23 protein-coding genes are annotated in these 22,942 nt (G+C 63.1%); 10 read left to right on the top strand and 13 right to left on the bottom strand.

Annotated elements, in window-relative coordinates:
- Window positions 1-13: 13 nt before the first annotated feature.
- Window positions 14-772, top strand: coding sequence for a lysophospholipid acyltransferase family protein (locus AC56LH_RS16080; RefSeq protein WP_499647652.1), 759 nt, complete (start codon window positions 14-16; stop codon window positions 770-772).
- Window position 773: 1 nt separating this feature from the next.
- Here the strand turns inward: AC56LH_RS16080 and AC56LH_RS16075 are convergent, their stop codons facing one another.
- Window positions 774-1,622: a symmetrical bis(5'-nucleosyl)-tetraphosphatase gene (locus AC56LH_RS16075; RefSeq protein WP_499647650.1), complete on the bottom strand. Its 849-nt coding sequence runs from the start codon at window positions 1,620-1,622 to the stop codon at window positions 774-776.
- A gap of 270 nt (window positions 1,623-1,892) precedes the next feature.
- On the opposite strand from AC56LH_RS16075, the gene AC56LH_RS16070 reads away from it, so the two are divergent.
- The 6 genes from AC56LH_RS16070 (at window position 1,893) to AC56LH_RS16045 (ending at window position 7,912) form a co-directional block, all read left to right on the top strand.
- The gene (locus tag AC56LH_RS16070; protein WP_499647648.1) at window positions 1,893-2,987 is read left to right on the top strand and encodes a glycosyltransferase family 4 protein; all 1,095 of its coding nucleotides are present in this window, start codon (window positions 1,893-1,895) and stop codon (window positions 2,985-2,987) included.
- A 102-nt stretch (window positions 2,988-3,089) separates the two neighbouring features.
- On the top strand, window positions 3,090-3,401 hold the full coding sequence (locus AC56LH_RS16065; protein ID WP_499648493.1) for an H-NS histone family protein: 312 nt from the start codon (window positions 3,090-3,092) through the stop codon (window positions 3,399-3,401).
- A 243-nt stretch (window positions 3,402-3,644) separates the two neighbouring features.
- On the top strand, window positions 3,645-5,027 hold the full coding sequence (locus AC56LH_RS16060) for a phosphomannomutase/phosphoglucomutase (protein ID WP_258835634.1): 1,383 nt from the start codon (window positions 3,645-3,647) through the stop codon (window positions 5,025-5,027).
- 10 nt (window positions 5,028-5,037) lie between these two features.
- Window positions 5,038-6,018: a lipopolysaccharide heptosyltransferase I gene (gene waaC / locus AC56LH_RS16055; RefSeq protein WP_499647646.1), complete on the top strand. Its 981-nt coding sequence runs from the start codon at window positions 5,038-5,040 to the stop codon at window positions 6,016-6,018.
- 1 nt (window position 6,019) lies between these two features.
- Window positions 6,020-7,306 (top strand): lipid IV(A) 3-deoxy-D-manno-octulosonic acid transferase, encoded by a 1,287-nt coding sequence (gene waaA, locus AC56LH_RS16050; protein WP_499647644.1) that lies wholly within the window; start codon window positions 6,020-6,022, stop codon window positions 7,304-7,306.
- A gap of 96 nt (window positions 7,307-7,402) precedes the next feature.
- Window positions 7,403-7,912 carry a YcxB family protein gene (locus AC56LH_RS16045; RefSeq protein ID WP_499647643.1) on the top strand — a complete coding sequence of 170 codons (510 nt, stop codon included), beginning with the start codon at window positions 7,403-7,405 and terminating at the stop codon, window positions 7,910-7,912.
- A 54-nt stretch (window positions 7,913-7,966) separates the two neighbouring features.
- On the opposite strand, the gene AC56LH_RS16040 is transcribed toward AC56LH_RS16045, so the two are convergent.
- The 10 genes from AC56LH_RS16040 to miaB form a co-directional block, all read right to left on the bottom strand.
- The gene (locus AC56LH_RS16040; RefSeq protein ID WP_499647641.1) at window positions 7,967-8,917 is read right to left on the bottom strand and encodes a M48 family metallopeptidase; all 951 of its coding nucleotides are present in this window, start codon (window positions 8,915-8,917) and stop codon (window positions 7,967-7,969) included.
- Window positions 8,914-9,654 carry a lysophospholipid acyltransferase family protein gene (locus tag AC56LH_RS16035; RefSeq protein WP_499647639.1) on the bottom strand — a complete coding sequence of 247 codons (741 nt, stop codon included), beginning with the start codon at window positions 9,652-9,654 and terminating at the stop codon, window positions 8,914-8,916. The genes AC56LH_RS16040 and AC56LH_RS16035 overlap by 4 nt, the downstream gene beginning before the upstream one ends.
- 51 nt (window positions 9,655-9,705) lie before the next feature.
- On the bottom strand, window positions 9,706-10,278 hold the full coding sequence (gene gmhB, locus AC56LH_RS16030) for a D-glycero-beta-D-manno-heptose 1,7-bisphosphate 7-phosphatase (protein WP_499647637.1): 573 nt from the start codon (window positions 10,276-10,278) through the stop codon (window positions 9,706-9,708).
- A gap of 22 nt (window positions 10,279-10,300) precedes the next feature.
- Entirely contained in the window at window positions 10,301-12,397 is a 2,097-nt protein-coding gene (gene glyS, locus AC56LH_RS16025) for a glycine--tRNA ligase subunit beta (protein ID WP_499647635.1), read from the bottom strand.
- A gap of 17 nt (window positions 12,398-12,414) precedes the next feature.
- The gene (gene glyQ, locus AC56LH_RS16020; protein WP_332532295.1) at window positions 12,415-13,329 is read right to left on the bottom strand and encodes a glycine--tRNA ligase subunit alpha; all 915 of its coding nucleotides are present in this window, start codon (window positions 13,327-13,329) and stop codon (window positions 12,415-12,417) included.
- A gap of 122 nt (window positions 13,330-13,451) precedes the next feature.
- Window positions 13,452-15,020: an apolipoprotein N-acyltransferase gene (gene lnt, locus AC56LH_RS16015; protein WP_499647633.1), complete on the bottom strand. Its 1,569-nt coding sequence runs from the start codon at window positions 15,018-15,020 to the stop codon at window positions 13,452-13,454.
- Window positions 15,020-15,898, bottom strand: a complete 879-nt coding sequence (locus AC56LH_RS16010) for a CorC family transporter (protein ID WP_183556338.1) — start codon at window positions 15,896-15,898, stop codon at window positions 15,020-15,022. Before AC56LH_RS16010 ends, lnt begins: the two co-directional genes overlap by 1 nt.
- Window positions 15,899-16,033: 135 nt before the next feature.
- Complete coding sequence (ybeY, locus tag AC56LH_RS16005) at window positions 16,034-16,501, bottom strand: rRNA maturation RNase YbeY (protein ID WP_183556339.1); 468 nt, start codon at window positions 16,499-16,501, stop codon at window positions 16,034-16,036.
- Window positions 16,476-17,585 carry a PhoH family protein gene (locus tag AC56LH_RS16000; RefSeq protein ID WP_499647631.1) on the bottom strand — a complete coding sequence of 370 codons (1,110 nt, stop codon included), beginning with the start codon at window positions 17,583-17,585 and terminating at the stop codon, window positions 16,476-16,478. Before AC56LH_RS16000 ends, ybeY begins: the two co-directional genes overlap by 26 nt.
- The gene (miaB, locus tag AC56LH_RS15995) at window positions 17,582-18,943 is read right to left on the bottom strand and encodes a tRNA (N6-isopentenyl adenosine(37)-C2)-methylthiotransferase MiaB (RefSeq protein WP_499647629.1); all 1,362 of its coding nucleotides are present in this window, start codon (window positions 18,941-18,943) and stop codon (window positions 17,582-17,584) included. Before miaB ends, AC56LH_RS16000 begins: the two co-directional genes overlap by 4 nt.
- Before the next feature lie 604 nt (window positions 18,944-19,547).
- Here miaB and AC56LH_RS15990 point away from each other — a divergent pair.
- Window positions 19,548-19,955, top strand: a complete 408-nt coding sequence (locus tag AC56LH_RS15990; protein WP_499647627.1) for a hypothetical protein — start codon at window positions 19,548-19,550, stop codon at window positions 19,953-19,955.
- Window positions 19,956-20,097: 142 nt separating this feature from the next.
- On the opposite strand, the gene AC56LH_RS15985 is transcribed toward AC56LH_RS15990, so the two are convergent.
- Window positions 20,098-20,931, bottom strand: coding sequence for an HDOD domain-containing protein (locus AC56LH_RS15985; protein ID WP_499647625.1), 834 nt, complete (start codon window positions 20,929-20,931; stop codon window positions 20,098-20,100).
- On the bottom strand, window positions 20,928-21,257 hold the full coding sequence (locus AC56LH_RS15980; protein ID WP_499647623.1) for a hypothetical protein: 330 nt from the start codon (window positions 21,255-21,257) through the stop codon (window positions 20,928-20,930). Before AC56LH_RS15980 ends, AC56LH_RS15985 begins: the two co-directional genes overlap by 4 nt.
- Before the next feature lie 170 nt (window positions 21,258-21,427).
- Here AC56LH_RS15980 and AC56LH_RS15975 point away from each other — a divergent pair, with 170 nt between their 5' ends.
- Together AC56LH_RS15975 and AC56LH_RS15970 are read left to right on the top strand one after the other, a co-directional pair.
- Window positions 21,428-21,913 (top strand): glutathione S-transferase N-terminal domain-containing protein, encoded by a 486-nt coding sequence (locus AC56LH_RS15975; RefSeq protein ID WP_499647621.1) that lies wholly within the window; start codon window positions 21,428-21,430, stop codon window positions 21,911-21,913.
- Between the two features lie 150 nt (window positions 21,914-22,063).
- Window positions 22,064-22,603: a DUF1697 domain-containing protein gene (locus tag AC56LH_RS15970; RefSeq protein WP_499647619.1), complete on the top strand. Its 540-nt coding sequence runs from the start codon at window positions 22,064-22,066 to the stop codon at window positions 22,601-22,603.
- The last annotated feature ends 339 nt before the right edge of the window (window positions 22,604-22,942 follow it).

The following is a 22,942-nucleotide window of genomic DNA, read 5'->3' as shown; positions in this document are numbered from 1 at the left end:
AGCGCGCGCCTTCATGGCGCCCATTACCTTGAATATCCGGCTTGCCTGGCGCCTCGCGCGCGTCACCGTCCATCTGTGCGAAGGACTGGCCACGTGCGCGCTGGTGTTTCCCTTTGCGTCCCCCCGTGTGCGTGCCGGCCTGACACGTGGCTGGTCCGCGCGCCTGCTGCGCCTGTGCCGTGTGAACGTCGCGCCGGCGCTGGGCGTGCCCGCACTCGCGCATGCGCTCGTGGTGGCCAATCACGTGTCGTGGCTCGACATCTTCGTCATCAATGCTTTGAGCCCGTGCCGGTTCGTGGCCAAGGCCGAAATTCGCGACTGGCCCGTGATGGGGCGCCTGGCCGCTGGCGCCGGCACCGTGTTCATCGCGCGTGGCAACCGGCGCGAGCTGCGCCACGTGTTCAAGGGTCTGGTCGATGTACTCCTGCACGGCGAGCGTGTCGCGCTGTTCCCGGAAGGGACGACCGGGCTGCAAGGTCAGGTGCTGCCGTTCCACGCCAACCTGTTCGAGGCAGCGGTCGATGCCGGCGTGCCGGTGCAGCCGTATGCGCTGGCGTATGTCGGCGCCGATGGCGCGCACCATCCGTCGATCGAATACGTCGGCGAGACGACCTTTGTCGACAGTCTGTTCAGGATTTTGCAGGGGCCACCGGTCACGGCGCGCCTGACCTGCCTGGCGCCCCTCGAAAGCTACGGCGCCCACCGGCGCGAACTGGCGCAGGCGTCGCAGCAGGCGGTGGCTGCGGCAGTGGCCACCGCAGCCTCGCACTAGCTCAGCGCGGCTTGCCGCCGTGCTCCCGGTACTCGGGACAGTCCACCTGCAGCAACGTGCGGTCATCAAGGCAGACGGCGGTCAGCTTGCCGCCCCAGACGCACCCGCTGTCCAGCCCGATCAGGTTGGGCCGCTGCACCACGCCCAGCGCCGACCAGTGGCCGAACACCACCGTCACGTCCTGGGTCCGGCGCGCCGGCAGGTCGAACCATGGCTGCAGGTCGCTGCCGACGGGGCCGGTGTCGGATTCCTTGTGCTTGAAGTCCATCGCACCGTCGGGCGCACACAGGCGCATGCGTGTGAGCGCATTGACGATGCAGCGCAGGCGTTCGATGCCCGTCAGACTGTCGTCCCAGCGCTCGGGCTGGTTACCGTACATCTGGCTCAGAAAGTCGAGCCAGCCGTCGCCCTGCAGCATGCGTTCGACTTCGCCGGCCAGCGCCATCGTCTGCGCAGCATCCCATTGCGGGGCCACGCCGGCGTGCACCAGCAGGTGATTGTCGACGAGCATCGCCAGCGGCCGCGCGCGCAGCCAGGCGATGAGTTCATCGCGGTCGGGGGCGGCCAGGATCTCGTCGAGCGTGTCGGAGCGGCTGAGGCGCTGAACGCCGCCGGCCACCGCGATCAGGTGCAGGTCGTGGTTGCCGAGCAGGGCATCGACCCGCCCGCCGCTCGATGTATTGAGCGCCTTCATGCGCCGCAAGGCCATCAGCGATTCGGGCCCGCGGTTGATCAGGTCGCCCACGAACAGGATGCGCGCGTCGTCGCCCGCCACGAGGGCAATGCGGTCGAGCAGCAGCTGCGCTTCGTGCGCACAGCCTTGGAGGTCGCCAATGGCGTAGGTCGTCATATTCTTGTTCTGGCAGGACATCGCGGTCCTGCTGCCTGGCGTTGTGAGAAGAGGTGGCGCGAGTTGCTTTGGCGGATACTAAATGATTTTGCGCGCCACAGGTGTTTTGCGTCGCCGAGCACGCTGGCGAAAAGATAAATACGCGTGCCGGCAAGTGCGCCCAGCCGGTACAATGAGGCCGGCTTCCCTTGATGAATTGAGTGCTGTGGCTGCTCCAATTCGCTTCCGTCGCGAAGCACTGCCCAAGAATAGCACCGAAAGAAAACAATAATGTTCTCGTTTTTTGTCAGTTTCCTTTCCTGCGCCTTGCTCACGCTGCTCGTCATCAAGACCGCGCGAAAACATGGCCTGGGACTCGATGGTAATTTTACCGGCATCCAGAAAAACCATACGCATGCGGTCGCGCGCGTCGGTGGTATTCCCATCTTTTTGGCGGTGGTGGTGGCGTCCGGTTTATCGATCTTGCGCCAGCCGCAAATGGCAGCGTGGCTGGCAACCCTGATTGCCTGCGCCACGATTGCGTTGGTCGGTGGCCTTGCTGAAGACTATACGGGAAAGGTCTCGCCAAGCCGTCGCCTGTTCCTGACGATGCTCGCGGCAGCCTTTGGTTATTGGCTTCTCGATGCGCGTGTGGGTCGACTCGATTTGCCGTGGATGGTAGTGCCGCTTGAATCCATCTGGATTGCCCTGCCTCTGACGCTGCTCGCCGTGGCCGGTGTTGCGAATGCCATCAACATCATCGACGGTTTCAACGGCCTGGCCGGCGTGATCAGTATTTTCATGCTGATCTCGCTGTCGTACGTGGCCTTGCAGGTGGGCGATATGTTCGTGCTGGTGGCGGCATTGATTGTCGCTGGTGCCACCACCGGCTTCCTGATCTGGAATTACCCGGTCGGGCTGATTTTCCTTGGCGATGGCGGCGCGTATTTCCTCGGTTTCATGCTGGGCGAACTGGCCTTGCTGCTGGTAATGCGCAATCCTGCGGTCTCGACCTGGTATGCGGCGCTGTTGTTGATTTACCCTGCATTTGAAACTTTATTCTCTGCATACCGCCGCATGTTTGTCCGTGGTAAATCGCCAACGCTGCCCGATGGTATTCACCTGCACAGTTTGATTTTCCGGCGCATCGTGCAATGGACCGTGGGGCCGCGCGAAGCACGCGCACTGATGAAACGCAATGCACGCACCTCGCCTTATTTATGGCTGATTTCATTGCTGGCAGTGATACCGGCAACCGTGTTCTGGGAAAGCACCGGCGCATTGATGGTATTCTGCCTGTTGTTCATAATCAGTTACCTGTGGTTGTATGGACGCATCGTCCGATTCAAGTCGCCGCGCTGGCTTTTTTTAAGCAAGAAGGACTGACCTTGTATTATTGATGTAGTATATTGCGACATTTGGTGAGTATTCACCAATAGTCAGCAATTGCTGAATCTGCATTCAATTTTTAACGAACGAGGAACGATGATGGATCTGTCGAATATGTCGGTAGGCGATTTGCGCAACCTGCAAGAACAAATCAAGCAGGAAATGAAAACGCGTGAAACCCAGGAAGTGCAGAAAGCACGCGAACAAATCCTGGCAATCGCGCAAAGCGTCGGCATGCCGCTGAAAGAACTGATGGCTGCCAGCGGCCGCGGTTCGAAAGGCGCAACGGTCGCTGTACGTTACCGTCACCCGCAGGATTCCAGCCAACAATGGACCGGCCGTGGCCGTCAGCCAAAGTGGGTCAAGGAATGGGTCGACGGCGGCAAGTCGATCGACGACCTGCGCGTCTAAGCAGTCCGTCTCGCTCCGCCACGCGGAGCATGCGCCGCGCGCTTCTCCAGCGCCGGCGCCGATGGCGTGCTGCCATCGAATCTGGCGTGCCTTTCCCGCCCCCGCTATTTCCTGTATTCCCTTATTGTTCGTTTCACGCGGCTTTCAGCCATGCCTGCGCACGCGCGCACCATTCACCCGTCCGCCACGCTTGCCGTTACAATAGTGGTTACTTATCAATCCTCCAATACTCCAGGAAACAAAATGGTCGCTCTTTCCAAAACGATTTTCAAGGCCTACGATATTCGCGGCATCATCGACAAGACCCTGGACGCCGGCATCGCGCGTCACATCGGTCGTGCATTCGGCGCCGCCGCGCTGGCCAAAGGAGAGAGCAAGGTCGTGATCGGCCGCGATGGCCGCCTGTCGGGCCCTGAACTGGCCGGCGCCTTGAGCGAAGGCTTGCGCGACGCCGGCGTCGACGTGATCGACCTGGGCATGGTCGCCACGCCAATGGTCTATTTCGGCACCAACGTGCTTGATACCCGCTCGGGCATCATGGTCACCGGCAGCCACAACCCGCCCGACTACAACGGCTTCAAGATGGTCCTGGCCGGCGAAGCCATTTACGGCGACGCCATCACCGGCCTGCACGACAGCATCGCAGCATATGACGGCGCGATCGCAGCGCAGCGCGGCGGCTACAGCACGCACGACATCCGCGCCGCCTACCTCGAGCGCATCATCGGCGACGTCAAGCTGGCGCGTCCGATCAAGATCGCGGTCGACTGCGGCAACGGCGTGGCCGGTGCGTTCGCGGGCGACCTGTATCGCGGCATGGGCGCCGAAGTGGTCGAACTGTTCTGCGAAGTCGACGGCACCTTCCCGAACCACCATCCTGACCCGGCGCACCCGGAAAACCTGCAAGACCTGATCCGCGCCCTGCAAGAGACCGACGCCGAAATCGGCCTGGCCTTCGATGGCGACGGCGACCGCCTCGGCATCGTCACCAAGGATGGCCAGATCATCTTCCCGGACCGCCAGATGATGCTGTTCGCGGCCGATGTGCTGTCGCGCGTGCCTGGTGGCGAGATCCTGTATGACGTCAAGTGCACGCGCCACCTGGCGCCGTACATCGAGCAGCACGGCGGCAAGCCGCTGATGTGGAAGACCGGCCACTCGCTGGTCAAGGCCAAGCTGAAGGAAACCGGCGCACCGCTGGGTGGCGAGATGAGCGGCCATATCTTCTTCAAGGAACGCTGGTACGGTTTCGACGACGGCATGTATGCCGGCGCGCGCATGCTTGAGATCCTGACCAAGCAGCAGGATCCGTCGGCGTTGCTGAACAGCCTGCCAATGGCCAGCAGCACCCCGGAACTGCACCTGCAGCTGCAGGAAGGCGAGAACTTCACGCTGATCGACCACCTGCGCGCCAACGCCACGTTCCCGACGTCCGAAAAAATCAACGACATCGACGGCCTGCGCGTCGAGTACGCGGATGGCTTCGGCCTGGCCCGTTCGTCGAACACGACGCCGGTTGTCGTGCTGCGCTTTGAAGGCGAATCGCCGGAAGCACTGGCGCGCATCCAGGCCGAGTTCAAGACCGTGATCCTGGCCGCCAAGCCGGACGCCGACCTGCCGTTCTGAGGATACGCGCTTGAAGATCCTGCTCGTGCGCGTGTCGTCGCTGGGCGACGTGCTGCATAACCTGCCGATGGTGGCCGACCTGCTGCGAGAGCATCCGGGCGCCACGATCGACTGGGTGGTCGAAGAGGGCTACGTGAGCCTTGTGCGCCTGAATCCCCATGTGCGCAAGATCATCCCGTGGTCGCTGCGCCGCTGGCGCAAGAGCCTGGGCAAGAAAGAAACGCGGGCTGAAATCCGCGCGTTCTTCCGCACGCTGCGCGAAGACGAATACGACTACGTGTTCGACACCCAGGGTCTGCTCAAGACCGGCATCATCATGGGCGCGGCGCGCGTGCGCAAGGGTGGTAAAAAAGTCGGCCTGGCCAACGGCAGCGAAGGCTCGGGCTACGAAGGCATCTCGCGCATCTTCCATACCGACAGCATCCCGTTGAACCCGCGCACGCATGCGGTGGCGCGCGGGCGTATGGTCGCGGGGGCTGCGCTGGACTACAGCGTCGACTCGGCCCCGGAGTTCGGGTTGCCGGCGCCGACGCCTGCCACGCGGCCGGCGTTTTTGCCGCCCGACGACTATGCGGTCTTTTTCCATGGCACGGCGCGCGCGGCCAAGAAGTGGGCGGACGCCAACTGGATCTCACTGGGCGCGGCGCTCGCACCGATGCCGGTGCTGCTGCCATGGGGCTCGTCCGCCGAACACGAAGATGCCCAGGCGCTGGCGGCAGCGATCCCCAATGCCCGTGTGCTGCCAAAATTGTCGATGATGGACGCGGTATTGCTGGCCCAGCATGCGCGCCTTGCGGTGGGCGTCGACACGGGCCTGACCCATATCGCCGCCGCTTTCGTGCGGCCAACGATCGAAATCTACTGCGATTCGCCGAAGTGGAAGACCGAAGGCAACTGGTCCGATCGCATCGTCAACCTGGGCGACCTGGGCGCGCCGCCGTCAAGCGCGGACGTCATCGCGGCTGCACGGCGCCTGCTGGCGCCGGCATGACATGAACCGCACGCTGTACTCAAGCCTCTGGTGGCTGGCCATGCCGGCCGTGCTGGGCCGGCTGTGGTGGCGTGGCCGCAAGGAGCCGGGCTACCGCGCACATTGGGATGAACGCCTTTCCCTTGGCGGCCCTGCGGCTGACGACCGGCCCACGATCATCGTGCATGCGGTGTCGGTGGGCGAGACGCGCGCCAGCGAGCCGCTGATCGATGCGCTGCTGCTGGCGTATCCCGGGTGCCGCATCCTGCTGACCCACATGACCCCGACCGGCCGCGCTACCGGGCGCGACCTGTTTGTGCGCCACGGCGAGCGCGTCGTGCAGGCCTACCTGCCATACGACACAGGCTGGATGACGGCGCGCTTCCTGCGCCGCCATCGTCCGCGCGCCGTCATCCTGATGGAGACCGAGGTCTGGCCAAACCTGATCCATGCCTGCACGCGCCAGGGCGTGCCGATCGTGCTGGCCAATGCGCGCCTGTCCGAACGCTCGCTCAAGCGCGGCCGCAAGGCCGGCGCCGTGATGCTGGAGGCGGCGCGCTCGTTCACGCTGGTGGCGGCGCAGACCGACGCCGATGCGGCGCGCATTGCGTCGCTGGGCGCGCCGAACGTCGTCGTCACCGGCAGCGTCAAGTTCGACATCGTGCCGCCACCGAGCGCGCTGGAGAAGGGCGCCTGGCTGCGCACACGCATCGACGGCGCGGGGCGCCGACCGGTGTTCCTGTGCGCGAGTACGCGCGAAGGCGAAGAGGCCCTGATCCTGGAAGCATGGCGGCAGAACCGCGACAAGCCGCAGCACGCGTTGCTGTTGCTGGTGCCACGTCATCCGCAGCGCTTCGACGATGTGGCGAAGCTGGTCGAGGCAAGCGGCTTGATGCTTGCGCGCCGCTCGCAGCTTGATGATGACAACGCCGCCGCGATGGATGCCGACGTGCTGTTGGGCGACTCGATGGGCGAGATGTTCGCCTATTACGCCGCCTGCGACTGCGCCTATATCGGCGGCAGCCTGCTGCCGCTGGGCGGGCAGAATCTGATCGAAGCCTGCGCACTGGGCAAGCCGGTGCTGGTGGGCGAACACACGTTCAACTTTCTGGAGGCGACGATCGACGCGGTCGACGGCGGCGCCGCGTTGCGCGTGCCGGACGCCGACGCACTCGTGGCCCAAGCCGCGCGGCTGCTGCAGGACGATGCAGCGCGCGCGGCGATGGGTGCCAGGGCGCTGGCCTTCGCCGGCCGCCACCGCGGCGCGACCCTGCGCACTGTTGAACTCGTGCAACGGCTATTTGGGTAGGTTTTGTTACCATTCCCATCTGCACGCTACAAAACTATAAGGGGATGCGCCATGTTGTCAATGAATCGCGCGACACCGGGCAGTGATGGAGAGCCAGTGTCTCTTCGGGTCCAGGATGGGGGAGTCGACGTTGTCGGAACACTTCTGGGTTCGGGCCTGACCGACCATGCACCGGCAAAGCAGCCAACGGCAAGCGTGCTGCCGCTCGATGCACTGCATTTTTTCGTGCGCTATACGCTGGCCGAATACGTCAGCTTCATGTGGCAGCACGGGGGCTTCCTGATCCGCCGCCGGCGCGTGCGCTGGCCTGCCGGCTTCCTGCTGCGCCTGCGCAGCACCCTGAGCGCGGGATTGAACTTCGTGCTGCTCGGGCGCGGGCGCCGCACCTATGAATTCACCATCGACGCGCACGGCATCGTGCGCACCAGTGGCGGCGTCACGCTGATCGAATGGGCCGACGTGGCCGCCGTGCGTACCTACTCGCGCGGCTTCATGATGGTGCTCAAGCGGGGCACGCTGCCGATCCCGTTTCGCTGCCTGTCGCAGCAGCAGACCGCCACCATGCGCGATCTGGCGGCCGCGCGCCATGCATTGAGTTTGCACTGAGTCTGCACTGACCGTCATGCATCCGGCAGGCCGGCGGCCTGCCTGCTCGCCTGCCTACTCGTCAAACAATACCGGCATCTGGTGCGACTGCTTGCGCAGCGCCAGGCGCGCACCATCGTAATCCGGATACACCTCGGCCACCGTCGCCCAGAACGCCGGGCTGTGGTTCATCTCGCGCAGGTGCGCCAGTTCGTGCGCGACCACGTAGTCGATCAACGCGAGCGGATAGTGGATCAGGCGCCAGTTCAGGCGAATGCTCCCGCCCACCGTGCACGAACCCCAGCGTGAACCAGCCGACGACAGCGTGCAGGTTGTATAGCGCACGTTCAGGCGCGGCGCGTAGTGGTCCAGGCGTTCGGTGAATACCCGTTTTGCCTCGGCCTGAAACCACAGCTTGACCCGTTCCTTGAGCTGCCATTCGGCCAGTCCGGGCACCACGCCGATCGCCAGCTCACGCGTCGCTTCATCAAAGCGGCAATGGCTGCGCGTGGCCGGCTCAAGGCGCAGCGTGATCTCCCCACCCATGAACGGCAGCAGCGCGCCATCGACCCACACGACCGGCGCGCGTTGCTGGCGCAGTTCGCGCCGCTCGCCGCGTTCGAGCAGCTTGGTGATGATCCAGCGGCTCTTGGCGCGCAGCGCGTTCTCGATGTCGTCCTGCGTTACGCGGCGCGGTGCGGTCACGCGCAGGCCGTCGTCGTCGATCATGAAGCCGATCGAGCGGCGCGACGAGCGGCGCAGCGCGTAGTCGACGTAGTGCTGGCCGAGCGCGATGCGTTTGAGGGGAGGATCTTGCGGGCCGACGGGCGGCGAAGGGAGCTTTGTACGGGGCGGCGCTGGCGGCGCCTTGAACAATGGCTGGGACGGCGGCGCCGGCCTGTCGGAAGGCTTGAGCGCCGCAAAGAATTCTTGTGCAAACAGTTCGAGCTGGTCGCCGTCGATCTTCGACGACGCCGCCGTTTGCTGCGGACGTGAATTCCTGATCTGGGTGCTAATGTCGCTCAACCACCTTTGTAGGCGTGGGGCGAAATGACGCGCATTTCCGATTCTATCCAATTTTCTACCTCTTGCATCAAGCTGTCAGGGGTATGGCCTTGCGGCGATATCGGTTGGCCGACCGATACCGTGATCGTTCCGGGCCGTTTGATGAACGAATTCTTGGGCCAGCACTCGCCTGAATTATGCGCGATCGGCACCACCACGGCCTGGGTCTCGACCGCCAGGCGCGCGCCGCCGCTCTTGTACTTGCCCTTGCGGCCCACCGGAATGCGGGTACCTTCAGGGAACATGATAATCCACTGGCCATCGGCCAGGCGGCGTTTACCGTGACGCACCACGTGCGAAAACGCGTTCTTGCCCTGCTTGCGGTCGATCGGGATCATGCGCAGCAAACCCATGGCCCAGCCGAAGAACGGGATGTACAGGATTTCCTTCTTGAAGACGTAGACCAGGGGACGGGTCAGGTTCGGCAGCAAAAAGATGGTTTCCCATGCCGACTGGTGCTTCGAGAGCACGATGGCCGGTGCGTCGGGCAGGTTGTCGTAGCCCTTGAATTCGTAGCGGATGCCGCAGATGACGCGCGCGCACCAGATGATGAAGACGTTCCAGCGCGAGGTGAACCAGAAGCGCTGGTTGTAGGGCAGCGGGGCTGCCAGGAAGCACAGTGAAGCCCAGATGATCGTCGCCACCATCATGACGATCGTGAACAGCAGGGAACGCAGAAACAGACTGAAATTACGCAAAGGGGCTCCGGACAAAACGATCTGGTTATTCTTATCGTGGTGTTGTATTGATTATGACGCCTGGGCAGCGCCAGCACCAGTGGCGCTGGTGGGCTTGAGCAGGGCGCTGACCATCGCAGCCAGGTCCGGGAAGACCTTCGTGCCGGGCGGCAGGCCGCCCGTCATCTGCGTGCGCTCGCCCTTGCCGGTCAGGACCAGATAGGGCGTGCAGCCACGGTTGAAGCCCGCCTGCAGGTCGCGCAGCGAGTCGCCCACGGTCGGCACGCCTTTCAGGTTGATCTTGAAGCGCTTGCCGATTTCTTCGAACATGCCCGACTTGGGCTTGCGGCAGTCGCAGGCATCCAGCGCCGCGTGCGGGCAAAAGAAGATGGCGTCGATGTCGGCGCCCACCAGCTGCGCCGCCGCGTGCATCTTGGCGTGGATGGCGTTGAGCGTGGCGATGTCGAACAGGCCGCGCGCAATGCCCGACTGGTTCGTGGCCAGCACCACCCGATAGCCCGCCTGGTTCAGGCGGGCTATCGCCTCGAGCGAGCCGGGGATCGGGATCCACTCGGCCGGCGACTTGATGAAGTCGGGCGAGTCGTGGTTGATCACGCCGTCCCGGTCGAGAATGATGAGTTTCATCGGGGGTGCCTGCATGCGGTGCTTACGTTGCCAGCTTCGAGATGTCGGCCACGCGGTTCATCATGCCGTGCAACGACGCCAGCAACGCCAGGCGGTTGTTACGCAGCGCAATGTCGTCGGCCATCACCATCACATCGTTGAAGAACGCGTCGACCGGCTCGCGCAGCTCTGCCAGCGTCTTGAGCGTGCCGGCGAAGTCGCCTGCGGCAAACGCCGCGTCGACGGCCGGCTGCACGCGCGTGACGGCAGCGGCCAGGTCTTTCTCGGCCTGGTCCTGCAGCAGGGCCGGATCAACCGCGCCGGCTTGCGCCAGTGCTTCCTCGTTCTTCTTGAGGATGTTGGTGATGCGCTTGTTGGCGGCGGCGAGCGAGGCGGCTTCGGGCAGCGCGGCAAACGCCTGCACGGCTTCCAGGCGCTGGACGACGTCGTCGACGCGGTCCGGGTTCTGGGCCAGCACGGCTTCGACTTCGTTTGGCGAGAAGCCCCGGTCGCGCAGCAGGCCGCGCAGGCGGTCGAGCATGAAGGCCGTGACCTCCGCGCTCGGGTCCTTGAACGCTGGCTGGTCGGCAAACGTCGTGACCGCATCGCGCAGCATGTCGGACAGTTCGAGCGGCAGGCGCTTTTCGACCAGCATGCGCACGATGCCCAGTGCGTGGCGGCGCAGCGCGAACGGGTCTTTTTCGCCCGTTGGCTGCAGGCCGATGGCCCAGATTCCCACCAGCGTTTCGAGCTTGTCGGCCAGTGCGACGGCAAGGCCGGTATCGGTGGTCGGCAGGGCATCGCCGGCAAAGCGCGGCTGGTAATGCTCGGACGCCGCGCGCGCCACTTCATCGTGCTCGCCATCGTGGCGCGCGTAGTACGTGCCCATGATGCCTTGCAGTTCCGGGAATTCGCCGACCATGTCGGTCAAGAGGTCGGCCTTCGACAGGCGCGCACCGCGTTCGGCGAGCGACGCGTCAAAGCCCAGGCGCGTGGCAATGTACATGGCCAGCTTGGTCACGCGCTCGCTGCGTTCGGCCTGCGAGCCCAGTTTGTTGTGGTACACGACGTTGCTGAGCGCTGGCAGGCGCGACTCGAGCGTCTTCTTTTTATCCTGCTCGAAGAAGAACTTGGCGTCTGACAGGCGCGGGCGCACGACGCGCTCGTTGCCGCCGACGATCGCGGACGGGTCGTCGGTCGCGATGTTCGACACGATCAGAAAGCGCGAACGCAGCTTGCCGTCGGCGTCCGTCAGCGCGAAGTATTTCTGGTTCGTCTGCATCGTCAGGATCAGGCATTCCTGCGGCACGGCCAGAAATTCTTCTTCGAAGCGGCATTCGTAGACGACCGGCCATTCGACCAGCGCCGCGACTTCATCGAGCAGCGACTCGGGCATCAGGACCTGGTCGGCGCCGGCCTGTTCCAGCAGCTGGGCGCGGATGCTGTCCTTGCGCGCTTGTGGCGACGTGATGACCTTGCCCTCGGTTTCCAGCGTGTTCGCGTACTGATCGGCGTGCGCAATCGTGATCGCGCCGCCGTGCGACAGGAAGCGGTGGCCGGCGGTCTCGCGCCCAGCTGTCAGGCCGAGCAGCATCAGTGGCAGCACCTGCTCGCCGTGCAGCGCGAGCAGTCGGTGCACCGGTCGTACGAACTGCACGGTGTCGCCGTTCGGACGCTGGTAGCTCATGAGCTTCGGGATCGGCAGCTTAACCACCGCATCCTGCAGTACGTCCTGCAGCGCGCCGGTGAGCGCACTGCCAGCGGCGGTGTAGGTGTAGAAGAAGCTTTCGGTCTTGCCGTCCGGGGCGCGTTCGAGCTGGTCGATCGTCAGGTCGGGAAAGCCCAGCGCGGCCAGCTTCTTGGCCAATGGCGCACTCGGATTGCCTTCCTTGTCCAGCGCCACCGTCACCGGCAGCACTTTTTCACGGATCGCTTTATCAGGGGACGTGTCGCGCACGTTCGTGATCGAGACGGCCAGGCGGCGCGGCGTGGCGTACGTGGTGACGACGCTGTCGGCTTCCAGGAAGTCGCGCGCCTTGAGGCCATTCGCGATGCCGGCGGCAAAGGCGGCGCCCAGCTTGACGAGCGCCTTCGGCGGCAGTTCTTCGGTCTGCAGTTCGACGAGGAGTGTTTGGTTCATGGTCTGTTCTGTTCTTATCAAGCAGCGGTGACGTCAGCTTTGGGCGCCATCGGGAAGCCCAGCTTTTCGCGCGAGTCGTAATAGGCTTGCGCCACCAGGCGCGACAGCGTGCGCACGCGGCCGATGTAGGCGGCGCGCTCGGTCACGGAAATGGCGCCGCGCGCGTCCAGCAGGTTGAAGCTGTGCGAGGCCTTCATGATCTGCTCGTAGGCCGGCAGCGTGAGCGCCAGTTCGACCAGACGCTTGGCTTCCGATTCGTGGTTCGCAAATGCCTGGAACAGCATCTCGGTATTGGAGTGTTCGAAGTTGTAGGTCGACTGCTCGACCTCGTTCTGGTGGAACACGTCGCCGTAGCTCAGGGACTTGGTCTTGCCGTCTTCCTGCCACTCGGTCCAGACCAGGTCGTACACGTTCTCGACGCCCTGCAGGTACATGGCCAGGCGCTCGATGCCGTACGTGATCTCGCCCAGCACCGGCTTGCAATCGAGCCCGCCCACTTGCTGGAAGTAGGTGAACTGCGTGACTTCCATGCCGTTGAGCCAGACTTCCCAGCCCAGGCCCCAGGCGCCCAACGTCGGGCTTTCCCAGTCATCCTCGACAAAGCGCACGTCGTTCTTTTTCAGGTCCAGGCCCAGTGCCTCGAGCGAACCGAGATACAGGTCGAGGATATTCTCGGGCGCGGGTTTGAGCGCAACCTGGAACTGGTAATAGTGCTGGAGGCGGTTCGGGTTCTCGCCGTAGCGCCCATCCTTCGGGCGGCGCGATGGCTGCACATAGGCGGCGCGCCATGGCTCCGGACCGATCGCGCGCAGGAAGGTACCGGTGTGGAAGGTGCCGGCGCCGACTTCCATGTCGTAGGGCTGGAGCAGTGCGCAACCCTGTTTGTCCCAGTAGGACTGCAGGGTGAGGATGATTTGCTGGAATGTGAGCATGTCGAGTGGAACGCGGCCCGTGGACCGTGAACGCGGTATGTTTGCCAAATGGCCAATTCTACTGAATTTTTCGTACCCTCTGGGAAGGGATTTGGGCGGGGTGGGCAGCGATGCCGTCCACCTTACGCTTTTGTAAGCAGATAACGCCGCCCGGCAAACCAGGCGCCAAGCAGCATGCATGCCCCCAGCAGCAGGAACGACGCGCTTCCCAGGCGAATGAACGGCGTCATGCCGGCCGCGCCGCGCACGGTGGCGGCGAGTACGCCGTCGGTGTAGAAGGGCAGTGCGTGCGTGAGATTGCCGCGGCGGTCGATGATGGCGGTGGCGCCGTCGTTGGTCGCGCGCAGCATCGGGCGGCCCGTCTCCAGCGTGCGCATGCGCGAAATCTGCAGGTGCTGCGGGATGGCGACTGACTGGCCGTACCACGACAGGTTCGACACGTTCAGCAGCAGCGTCGCCGGTTGCGGCGCGTTGCGCAGCTGGTAGGCGATTTCTTCGCCGAACACGTCTTCGTAGCAGATATTCGGCAGCACCAGCTGGTCCTTGACGGCGAACGGCGCCTGCAGCGCGGCGCCACGGGTGGCGTCGTTGAGCGGAATGTCGAGCATGTCGGTCACCCAGCGGAAGCCCGGCGGGATGAATTCGCCGAACGGCACCAGATGCGCCTTGTCGTAGCGGTACACGGTGGACTGGGGCTGCGGCGTCAGCGTGACCAGGCTGTTGCCATACTTGCCCGGACCGTCCAGCAGCGGCATCCCGATGGCCAGCGTGCTGCCGCTGGTGGTGGCGTAGCGCTGCAGACCGGCCAGGTAACCGTCGGGCAGATGTTGCGGGAAGGTCGGGATCGCCGTTTCGGGCGTGGCGATCAGGTCGGCCGGTGCGGCCGTGATCAGGCCCTGATAGCGCGTCAGGATACTGTTCAGGAATTCGGCGTCGAACTTGCGGTCTTGCGCGATATTGCCTTGCAACAGGCGCACGCTGATCGGCTGGCCGACATCCTGCGTCCATTCGACCGTGCGCAGGCCCGCGCCGCCCAGCAGCAGGGCAGCCATCAAACCCATGGCCGGCCAGCGCGCGCGCTGGGTCAACATCGCGAGGCACCCGGCAATGACGCCCACGACGATGCCGATGCCATACACGCCGATCAGCGGCGCGTAACCTGCCAGCGGCGCCAGATCATGCGCGTAGCCGGACGAGGCCCACGGAAAACCGGTAAACACCCAGCCGCGCAGCCATTCCGACACGCCCCAGGTCACGGGCAGCACCAGCAGCAGGAACGCCGCCACCGGCAGCGACCAGCGGCGGCGCAGCCAGGTCGCCACGCCCGCCGTGAAGGCGCCCCACAAGCCCATGTACAGGCACAGCAGGGTCAAGCCCACCACCGCCAGCACGGCCGGCAAGTGGGCGAAATCGGTCATGAAGACGTACAGCCAGTGTACGCCGGCGAGCGTCCAGCCGAAGCCGAAGGCCCAGCCGATCAGCGTCGCGCGCTTGACGGACGGGCTCATGCCGACCTGATAGAACAGCCAGGCGAGGGAAAGAAATTGCAGCGGCCACCAGCCCACCGGCTGGAATGACAGCAGGGACGAGGCGCCGGCGAGTGCAGCGCCCAGCAGCAGCAGGGCCGAGGGCTTGTTGGCGCGCAGCGCCGGGACCGGCGCTGCGGCTGGGGAGGTACGGCGACGCAGCATCAGTCGTGTTCGTCGTCCGCCAATGGCAGTTTTTCGACCAGCAGGACGTGGATCTGACGCGCGTCGGCGCGCAGCACTTCGAAGCGTACACCGTGCAGATCGACCACTTCGCCCTTGTGGGGCATGTGGCCAAGGTGGCTGGCAACCAGGCCGCCGACGGTGTCGACGTCGTCGTCCGGCAGGTTGGTGCCGACTTCGTCGTTGAACTGTTCGATCTCGGTGAGCGCCTTGACGCGCCAGCGCGGGCCGAGCTGGCCTTCGCGGATCGAGATCACGTTGTCTTCTTCTTCGTCGAAATCGTATTCGTCCTCGATGTCGCCGACGATCTGCTCGAGCACGTCTTCAATCGTGATCAGGCCAGCCACGCCGGAATACTCGTCGACCACGATCGCCATGTGATTGTGGTTGGCGCGGAAGTCGCGCAGCAACACGTTCAGGCGTTTCGATTCGGGAATGAACACGGCCGGGCGCAGTTTGGTGCGCACATCGAACGATTCTTCGGCGTAATAGCGCAGCAAATCCTTGGCCAGCAGGATGCCCACGACTTTGTCGCGTTCGCCTTCAATGGCGGGGAAGCGGGAGTGGGCGGTCTCGAGCACGTAGGGCATCCACTCTTCGATGGGCTTCGTGATATCGATCACGTCCATCTGGGAACGGGGCACCATGATGTCGCGCGCAGACAGGTCGGACACCTGAAACACGCCTTCGATCATCGACAGGGCGTCGGCATCGAGAAGGTTGCGTTCGTGGGCGTCGTGCAGCACTTCAAGCAGTTCTGCGCGGTTTTCAGGCTCGGGGGAGATGAATGCGGTCAACCTTTCCAGCAGGGACCGATGGGGTTTGGCGTCCGGACGGACGTCACTGGGATACTCGGGCATAGTTGGCGAGAAGCCGTTGTTGCGATGGGCGTAGGATACACCAAAAGGCACATTGCCTGTTTTTGATGCAGGCGTGCGGCCTGAGCGGCAGGCGCGCCGCCGTTCAGGCCAGGCTGACGTTCAAGCTGTCTTCACTCAGTCCGCATACGGATCCGGGAACCCCAGCACTTCCATGATGTCGCGCTCGAACTGTTCCATTTCTTCGGCATCGTCGTCATTGTCATGGTCCCAGCCCTGCGCATGCAGCACGCCGTGCACGACCAGGTGCGCCGTGTGTTCCTCGACGGTTTTCTTTTGCTCGTCGGCTTCGCGCTGCAGCACGTCGGTGCACAGGACGATGTCGGCCTTGACCGGATCGTCCTCGGCCAGGTCTTCATCTTCGTTGTAGGCAAAGGTGAGGACGTTGGTCGCATAGTCCTTGCCGCGATACGCCAGGTTCAGTGCCTGGCCTTCGGCCGCATCGACAAACCGGATCGTCAGTTCGGCCGGGCCGAGCAGGGCAGACTCGACCCAGGTACGCAGCGTGGCCTCGGGCAGCAGGCTTTCCAGACGCGGGTCGGCGAACTGCACCTCGAGTTCAAGCGGATGTTTTTTTTCTTGCATTTTTCACCGGGATCGGTTTGGGGAGGTCGGCCAGTTCCTGCACCGAATTATCGGATTCGTAGGCATCGATGATGCGCCCGACCAGCGGGTGACGCACCACGTCCACGCTCGAGAACTGGGAAAACGCGATGCCGCGCACATCCCTGAGCACGTGCATGGCGTCGACCAGACCGCTGCGCTGGTTCTTGTGCAGGTCAACCTGGGTCACGTCGCCCGTGATGACGGCCTTGCTGCCAAAGCCGATGCGGGTCAGAAACATCTTCATCTGCTCGACGGTCGTGTTCTGCGCCTCATCGAGGATGACGAACGCGTGGTTCAGCGTGCGTCCGCGCATGTAGGCCAGCGGGGCGATCTCGATGATCTGCTTTTCGAACAGTTTTTGCGTGCGGTCGAAACCGAGCAGATCGTACAGTGCGTCGTACAGCGGACGCAGGTACGGGTCGACCTTTTGCGCCAGGTCGCCCGGCAGGAAGCCCAGGCGCTCGCCCGCCTCGACTGCAGGGCGGGTCAGGATGATGCGCTTGACGGCGTCGCGCTCGAGCGCGTCCACCGCGCAGGCCACGGCCAGATAGGTCTTGCCGGTACCGGCAGGGCCCACACCGAAGGCGATGTCGTGATTCAACACATCGTTGAGGTACTGGATCTGGTGCGGTGTGCGCCCGCGCAGGTCGCTGCGGCGGGTTCTCAGGGCCGGGCTGTCGACGTCGTTGGGGGCGACGTCATCCTGCGCCATGTCGGGCACGGCCTTGACCGCCTTGACGCCCTTGATGGCGCGTGGCTCGCCACCCGGCGCCTCGAGGCTGCGCGGCTTGATGCCAGCGCGCTGCTCGACCAGGGCCAGCTGCACTTCTTCGATCGGCACGACCTTGTTGGCGACCGCATAGAAGCGTTCGAGCAATTCGACGGCGCGATCGGCGTTGTCACCGTTGACGATGAATTTCTCGCCACGGCGAAACACGGTCACGTCGAGAGCGGCCGAGATCTGGCGCAGGTTTTCATCGAGTGGACCGCACAGGTGGGCAAGCCGCGTGTTGTCGAGCGGCTCAGGGATGAAGTACGAGGGCTGGGTTGGCTGTGTTTTCAACTGGCGATGGCAATCGTATCAAGGTTGGCGACGAGTTCGCCGCGCAAATAATAATCGTGGCTGGCGCTGATGCGCACGTCGACCAGTTGGCCGATGAGCTGAACATTGGTCGCATCCACGGGGAACAGGACGACGCGGTTGTTTTCGGCGCGCCCCTGGAGCTGGGTTGGATCTTTCTTGGCATACCCTTCGACCAGCACGCGCTGCACGCTGCCGACCATGGCGGCGCTGTGCTTGCGGGTGTTGGCGTCGATCAGGGCCTGCAGGCGCTGCAGGCGCGCCAGCTTGACCTCGTGCGGCGTATCGTCTTCCAGGTTCGCGGCCGGCGTGCCGGGGCGCTTGCTGAAGATGAAGCTGAAGCTGTTGTCGAAATTGACGTCGGCCACCAGCTTCATCATCGCCTCGAAATCGGCCTCGGTTTCACCGGGAAAGCCCACGATGAAGTCGGACGAGAACGTGATGTCGGGACGCACCGCGCGGATGCGGCGGATGATCGATTTGTACTCAAGGCCCGTGTAACCGCGCTTCATGGCCGACAGGATGCGGTCCGAGCCATGTTGCACGGGCAGGTACAGGTGGTTTACCAGTTGCGGGATCTTGGCGTAGGCGTCGATCAGGCGCTGGCTGAATTCCTTCGGGTGGCTGGTGACGAAGCGCAGGCGCTCGACGCCGGGGATTTCGGCGATGTATTCGAGCAGCAGGGCGAAGTCGGCGATCTCGCCGTTTTCCATGGTGCCACGGAACGCATTCACGTTCTGGCCCAGCAGCATGATTTCCTTGACGCCTTGCGCAGCCAGGCCCGCGACCTCGGTCAGCACGTCCTCGAAGCGGCGCGAGACTTCTTCGCCACGGGTGTACGGCACGACGCAGTAGCTGCAGTACTTGCTGCAACCTTCCATGATCGAAACATACGCCACCGGGCCGTCGACCTTGGCCGGCGGCAGGTGGTCGAACTTTTCGATTTCGGGGAAGGCGATATCGACCTGGGCCACGCCGGACGCGCGCCGGTCGCTGATCAGCTTGGGCAGGCGGTGCAGCGTTTGCGGGCCGAACACGACATCGACGAACGGCGCGCGTTTGATGATGGCCTGGCCTTCTTGCGACGCGACACAGCCGCCCACGCCAATGACGAGGTCCGGCTTGTTGCGCTTGAGTTCACGCAGGCGGCCGAGATCGGAAAACACTTTCTCTTGCGCTTTTTCGCGGATCGAGCACGTGTTGAGCAGGATGACGTCCGCGTCTTCCGGCTTGTCGGTGCGTACCAGCCCATCCGAGGCGCCAAGGACATCGACCATCTTGTCCGAGTCGTACTCGTTCATCTGGCAACCGAAGGTTTTGATAAAGACTTTTTTCTGCATGGAGAGGGTAGTTGGGGACGAATTGCTGCGCCGACAAGGCTGGGGGATCAGTTTACCGTAATTCGGTAGGGGCTCGATAAAAACACCGGCGGGAAAGAACAAGGTGTTCCGAAAGGAATGCGTAGTTTCCTTACCTAAAGTAATTATCGTTTTATTTACAATGTTAAATGTTCGCTAGGGAACATACTTTATTTTCGCTAGCGCAGGGTGCGGCGTGCATGAAGTATTTCTCTATGCAAATCAAAGAGTTCCGTAATCATTCTGATTGGAAAAATTTATCAGGGAAATCTCTTGCGTGCGCCACAATGTGGCCCCATGTGCTGAAATGCAAACGTGACAAGCTTTCCATCTGTTAGCTTGATTTCTGACAAGGAGTCACGTGCGCGGGGTCGGCATCGACCTGGCGCGCGCAGCGATAATTTGTTTGAAAGACAAGTGCGTACACGGAAACCGCGTGGCGCACCGCAGGACCGGAATTCTTAAGGAACTACTCAGATTCGCCCTGTTTAATTCCTGAACACGTTCCGGGAACTTTAGTTGAGGATATGTTGTCTTTAACTAAGGTTCATAAGGGAACTATCTTAACCAACTCGTGAGGAATATCATGGCACAACAACATCACGCTCTGTCGTCGCAAGAGAGTTACAACCCGAACCATCTGCTCGACATTCTCTTGGGCAAGATGCAGCTGAAGAACGATGCTGCGCTGTCGCGCATGCTCGAAGTGGCACCGCCTGTGATCAGCAAGATTCGCCACCACCGTCTGCCGGTTGGCGCGTCGCTGCTGATCCGCATGCACGAAGTGACGGGCATGAGCATTCGCGACCTGCGTGACCTGATGGGCGATCGCCGCACCAAGTACCGTCTGTCGGATGCACAGGGTCGTCCAAAGCCAGAAGAGAAAGCGGCAGCCGCTGCTGCAGCTGCTGCACAGCAGGCAAACCAGCCAGCACAGGGCCAGGCAAACCAAGCGGGCGACGTGACGCCAAAGACCGGTAATTATGCGCACTGACATCGTGGGCATGGCAGACGTGTCTGTCATGCCTGCGTTGTTGGCGTGCCGCGGCGCCGCCTGAGTGGCGCCGCACAGCAATTGACTTCGTACTACCTGTTGACGCTTACCTGATGACCTTTATCTGATTCCGTCCTGCGGCTTACGCCAACAGGATGGCGGTCATTTCTTCAAATTGCAGCTCCGTTTCGCGGAACACCTGCAACCACGCTTCCTCGGACAATCCCAGCGCCGTCCAGGCGACACTCGACACGGTCGGTACCACTTCGTTTGCATAGCCTGCAAGATCGAGCGCATGCGCCACGGCCTTTGCCACGTGCACGATGGTAGCAAGGAACCCCGCACCCGGCATCTCCGGCTGGCCATAGAACGCGATGGCCTGACGCAGCGTGTCCGAAAATTGCCAGTGCTCGGCCAGCGCCCGGCCTGCCAATATGTGGTCGACACCCAGCATGGCGCGCTCCGTTTCGAGCAGGTCGCCATCGACGCGCTCGCGTTCGCGCAGGACGGCGTCGTACTGCTCGGGATAACGCGTCACCAGCACCAGACGCCCGATGCCGTGCAACAGGCCGGCCGTGAATGCCACGTCCTGATTGAAGTGCATATGGCGCGCCAGCACCCGCGCGCAGGCAGCGGTGGCGATCGACAGGCGCCAGAACGCCTTGTGGTCGAACGCCGGACAGCGCCTGCCGGGAAAGCAACCCGTGATCGATGCCGCCAGAATCAGGTTGCGCGTGGCTTGCACGCCAAGAAATGTCATGGCCTGATGGATCGTCGTGACCTTGACCTGCAGGCCCAGGGCCGACGAGTTGGCCAGGCGCAGCGTCTTGGCAGTCAGTGCCTGATCCAGGGCGACCTTTTTGGCCAACACGGCCAGGTCGGCGTCTTCCTGGTCGATGCTGCCCAGCAGTTCCATCACGACGGCGGGTAGCGAGGGGAGGTCGTCCAGGCCGGTCGTCAGTTCATCGAGCGTCATGGCGCCACCTGCCGTTCGAGCCGGTAATCCTCGACGTAGCGGCGCAGCAGGTTGCCGGCCCAGTCGTTGTCGTCGTCGCGGTCGTGGCGGCGAAACACGATGTCCAGTCGCGCCTGTACCGCCGCTGCGTTTGGCGCGCGGTGCGCTTCCACGCGCGCCACCGGCACCACGTCGATCTGATGGCGCGCGAACGAGGCAATGATCGCCTCGCTCAAGACCGTGCCCTTGGCCAGCAGCACCAGGCCATGGCTGTCGAGCAGTTCGTCCGACAGCACCATGCCCGGCAATGCGCTGGCCACCGGGACCAGCTCGTGATCGTCGCTCATAGTTTCCTCCATTCAATATTCAAACGATGGTATCACCGGTGTGCGTACAGATCACGGCGGCGACACAATATGTCGCGTTCATGCCGCAGCGCCTGTGGCTGGAGAGCGGCGCCAAATTGCTGTAGGCTTTTGGCATCCATTTCCATTTCCATTTCCATTTCAGGAACCCCGTGAAACTCTACTTCAGTCCCGGCGCCTGCTCGCTCGCGCCCCGTATCGCCCTGATCGCCTCCGGCCTGCCGTTTGACAGCGAGCGTGTCAATTTGCGCACCAAACTGACTGCGGGCGGCGAAGATTTCCGGGCCATCAATCCCAAAGGCTATGTGCCGGCGCTGGCGCTGGAAGGTGGCCAGCTGCTCACCGAGAGCCAGGTCATCCTGCTATACGTGGCTGACCAGGCCCCGGCGAGCGCGCTGATGCCTGCCTCCGGCACGTTTGAGCGCTACGAATCGATGGAATGGCTGGCGTGGACATCGACCGAGCTGCACAAGCGTTTTTCGCCCATCTTCGTACCGGGCGCGTCGAGCGAGGCCAAGGAAGCAGCCTGGGCGGCGCTGGCGGCGCCACTGACGTATCTGGCGGGTCAGATCGGCGACGACGGTTACCTGGTCGGGGACGACTTCACCGTGGCGACGCCTACCTGTTTACCGTGTTGAACTGGGTAGGGTTCACCAGTTTCTCGCTGGATCACTGGCCGGCACTGCAGGCTTATCAAGCACGCATCAAGATGCTGCCTGCGGTGCAGGAAGCGTTGCGCCAGGAAGGGTTGCAATAGCATGCGGGCCGGGGCAGACACGGCGCCGCGCTTGCGCTACATTGCCCTGCTGCGCGGCGTAAACGTTGGCCGCGCCAAACGCATTGCAATGGCCGACCTGCGTAAATTGGTCGAAGACCTCGGTTTTACGCGCGTGCGCAGTCTGCTCAATAGCGGCAATATCGTGTTCGACGCCGTTGTCCCACCCGTCAATGCGGCGCAGGAGATCGAAGCGGCCATCGCCCTGCATCTGGGCGTCAGTGCGCGCGTGTTCGTGTTTGCATGCGATGACGTGGCCGAGATCATCGCCGACAACCCCTTGCTGCAGGTGGCCACCGACCACGCGCGCCTGTTCGCCTTCCTGCTGGCAGGCGAGCCGCAATGCGCGCTGGCGGCCGACCTGTGCCGCCTGGACTGGGCGCCCGAAGCCGTGGCACTTGGACGCCACGCGGCCTATGTCTGGTGTCCACAAGGCCTGCTCAATAGTGCAGCCGCGGTGGCGCTCGGCAAACGGCTGGGCGATGGCGCCACGTCGCGCAACTGGAATACGATGATCAAGTTGCATGACCTGTGCCGCGATGGCGCTGGTTAACCGGCGCCTTGCTGTATAAGCGATTGCCGCCTTTGGTGGAATCATTTTATCGCCCGATTCTCTCCCGACTTGTTTGTTCGAATCGGTGCGAGCCTGCACCCATTTGCTTGAGCAGTTGCAGAAATAGCCACCACTTTATGTACCGATAGCGTCATATTGCATGCAGTCTTAAAAAGTTGACTGTGGTAAATATGCAGCGCTCAACAATATCTCTACCCATCTCCTAGGCATTTCGTCATGCCTATCTCGCAATAATTGCCGATTTATTTGACACACTCATCACGAATGCTGTCAGTCGGATAATCAATTCCATTATCAAGACTTTCATTCGCCTTAAAT

Source organism: Telluria sp. LT1R51-2, from assembly GCF_059685775.1.
This window is presented reverse-complemented; position numbering and strand designations above follow the sequence as displayed.

Bases quoted from the DNA above. Each gene is read 5' to 3' on its own strand.
- AC56LH_RS16060 (WP_258835634.1), top strand. From the start codon at position 3,645: ATGGTCGCTCTTTCCAAAACGATTTTCAAGGCCTACGATATTCGCGGC.
- AC56LH_RS16070 (WP_499647648.1), top strand. From the start codon at position 1,893: ATGTTCTCGTTTTTTGTCAGTTTCCTTTCCTGCGCCTTGCTCACGCTG.
- glyQ (WP_332532295.1), bottom strand. From the start codon at position 13,329: ATGCTCACATTCCAGCAAATCATCCTCACCCTGCAGTCCTACTGGGAC.
- ybeY (WP_183556339.1), bottom strand. From the start codon at position 16,501: ATGCAAGAAAAAAAACATCCGCTTGAACTCGAGGTGCAGTTCGCCGAC.
- gmhB (WP_499647637.1), bottom strand. From the start codon at position 10,278: ATGAAACTCATCATTCTCGACCGGGACGGCGTGATCAACCACGACTCG.
- glyS (WP_499647635.1), bottom strand. From the start codon at position 12,397: ATGAACCAAACACTCCTCGTCGAACTGCAGACCGAAGAACTGCCGCCG.
- AC56LH_RS16075 (WP_499647650.1), bottom strand. From the start codon at position 1,622: ATGACGACCTACGCCATTGGCGACCTCCAAGGCTGTGCGCACGAAGCG.
- AC56LH_RS15980 (WP_499647623.1), bottom strand. From the start codon at position 21,257: ATGAGCGACGATCACGAGCTGGTCCCGGTGGCCAGCGCATTGCCGGGC.
- AC56LH_RS15990 (WP_499647627.1), top strand. From the start codon at position 19,548: ATGGCACAACAACATCACGCTCTGTCGTCGCAAGAGAGTTACAACCCG.
- AC56LH_RS16010 (WP_183556338.1), bottom strand. From the start codon at position 15,898: ATGCCCGAGTATCCCAGTGACGTCCGTCCGGACGCCAAACCCCATCGG.
- AC56LH_RS16080 (WP_499647652.1), top strand. From the start codon at position 14: ATGGCGCCCATTACCTTGAATATCCGGCTTGCCTGGCGCCTCGCGCGC.
- waaA (WP_499647644.1), top strand. From the start codon at position 6,020: ATGAACCGCACGCTGTACTCAAGCCTCTGGTGGCTGGCCATGCCGGCC.
- AC56LH_RS15985 (WP_499647625.1), bottom strand. From the start codon at position 20,931: ATGACGCTCGATGAACTGACGACCGGCCTGGACGACCTCCCCTCGCTA.
- lnt (WP_499647633.1), bottom strand. From the start codon at position 15,020: ATGCTGCGTCGCCGTACCTCCCCAGCCGCAGCGCCGGTCCCGGCGCTG.
- AC56LH_RS16065 (WP_499648493.1), top strand. From the start codon at position 3,090: ATGGATCTGTCGAATATGTCGGTAGGCGATTTGCGCAACCTGCAAGAA.
- miaB (WP_499647629.1), bottom strand. From the start codon at position 18,943: ATGCAGAAAAAAGTCTTTATCAAAACCTTCGGTTGCCAGATGAACGAG.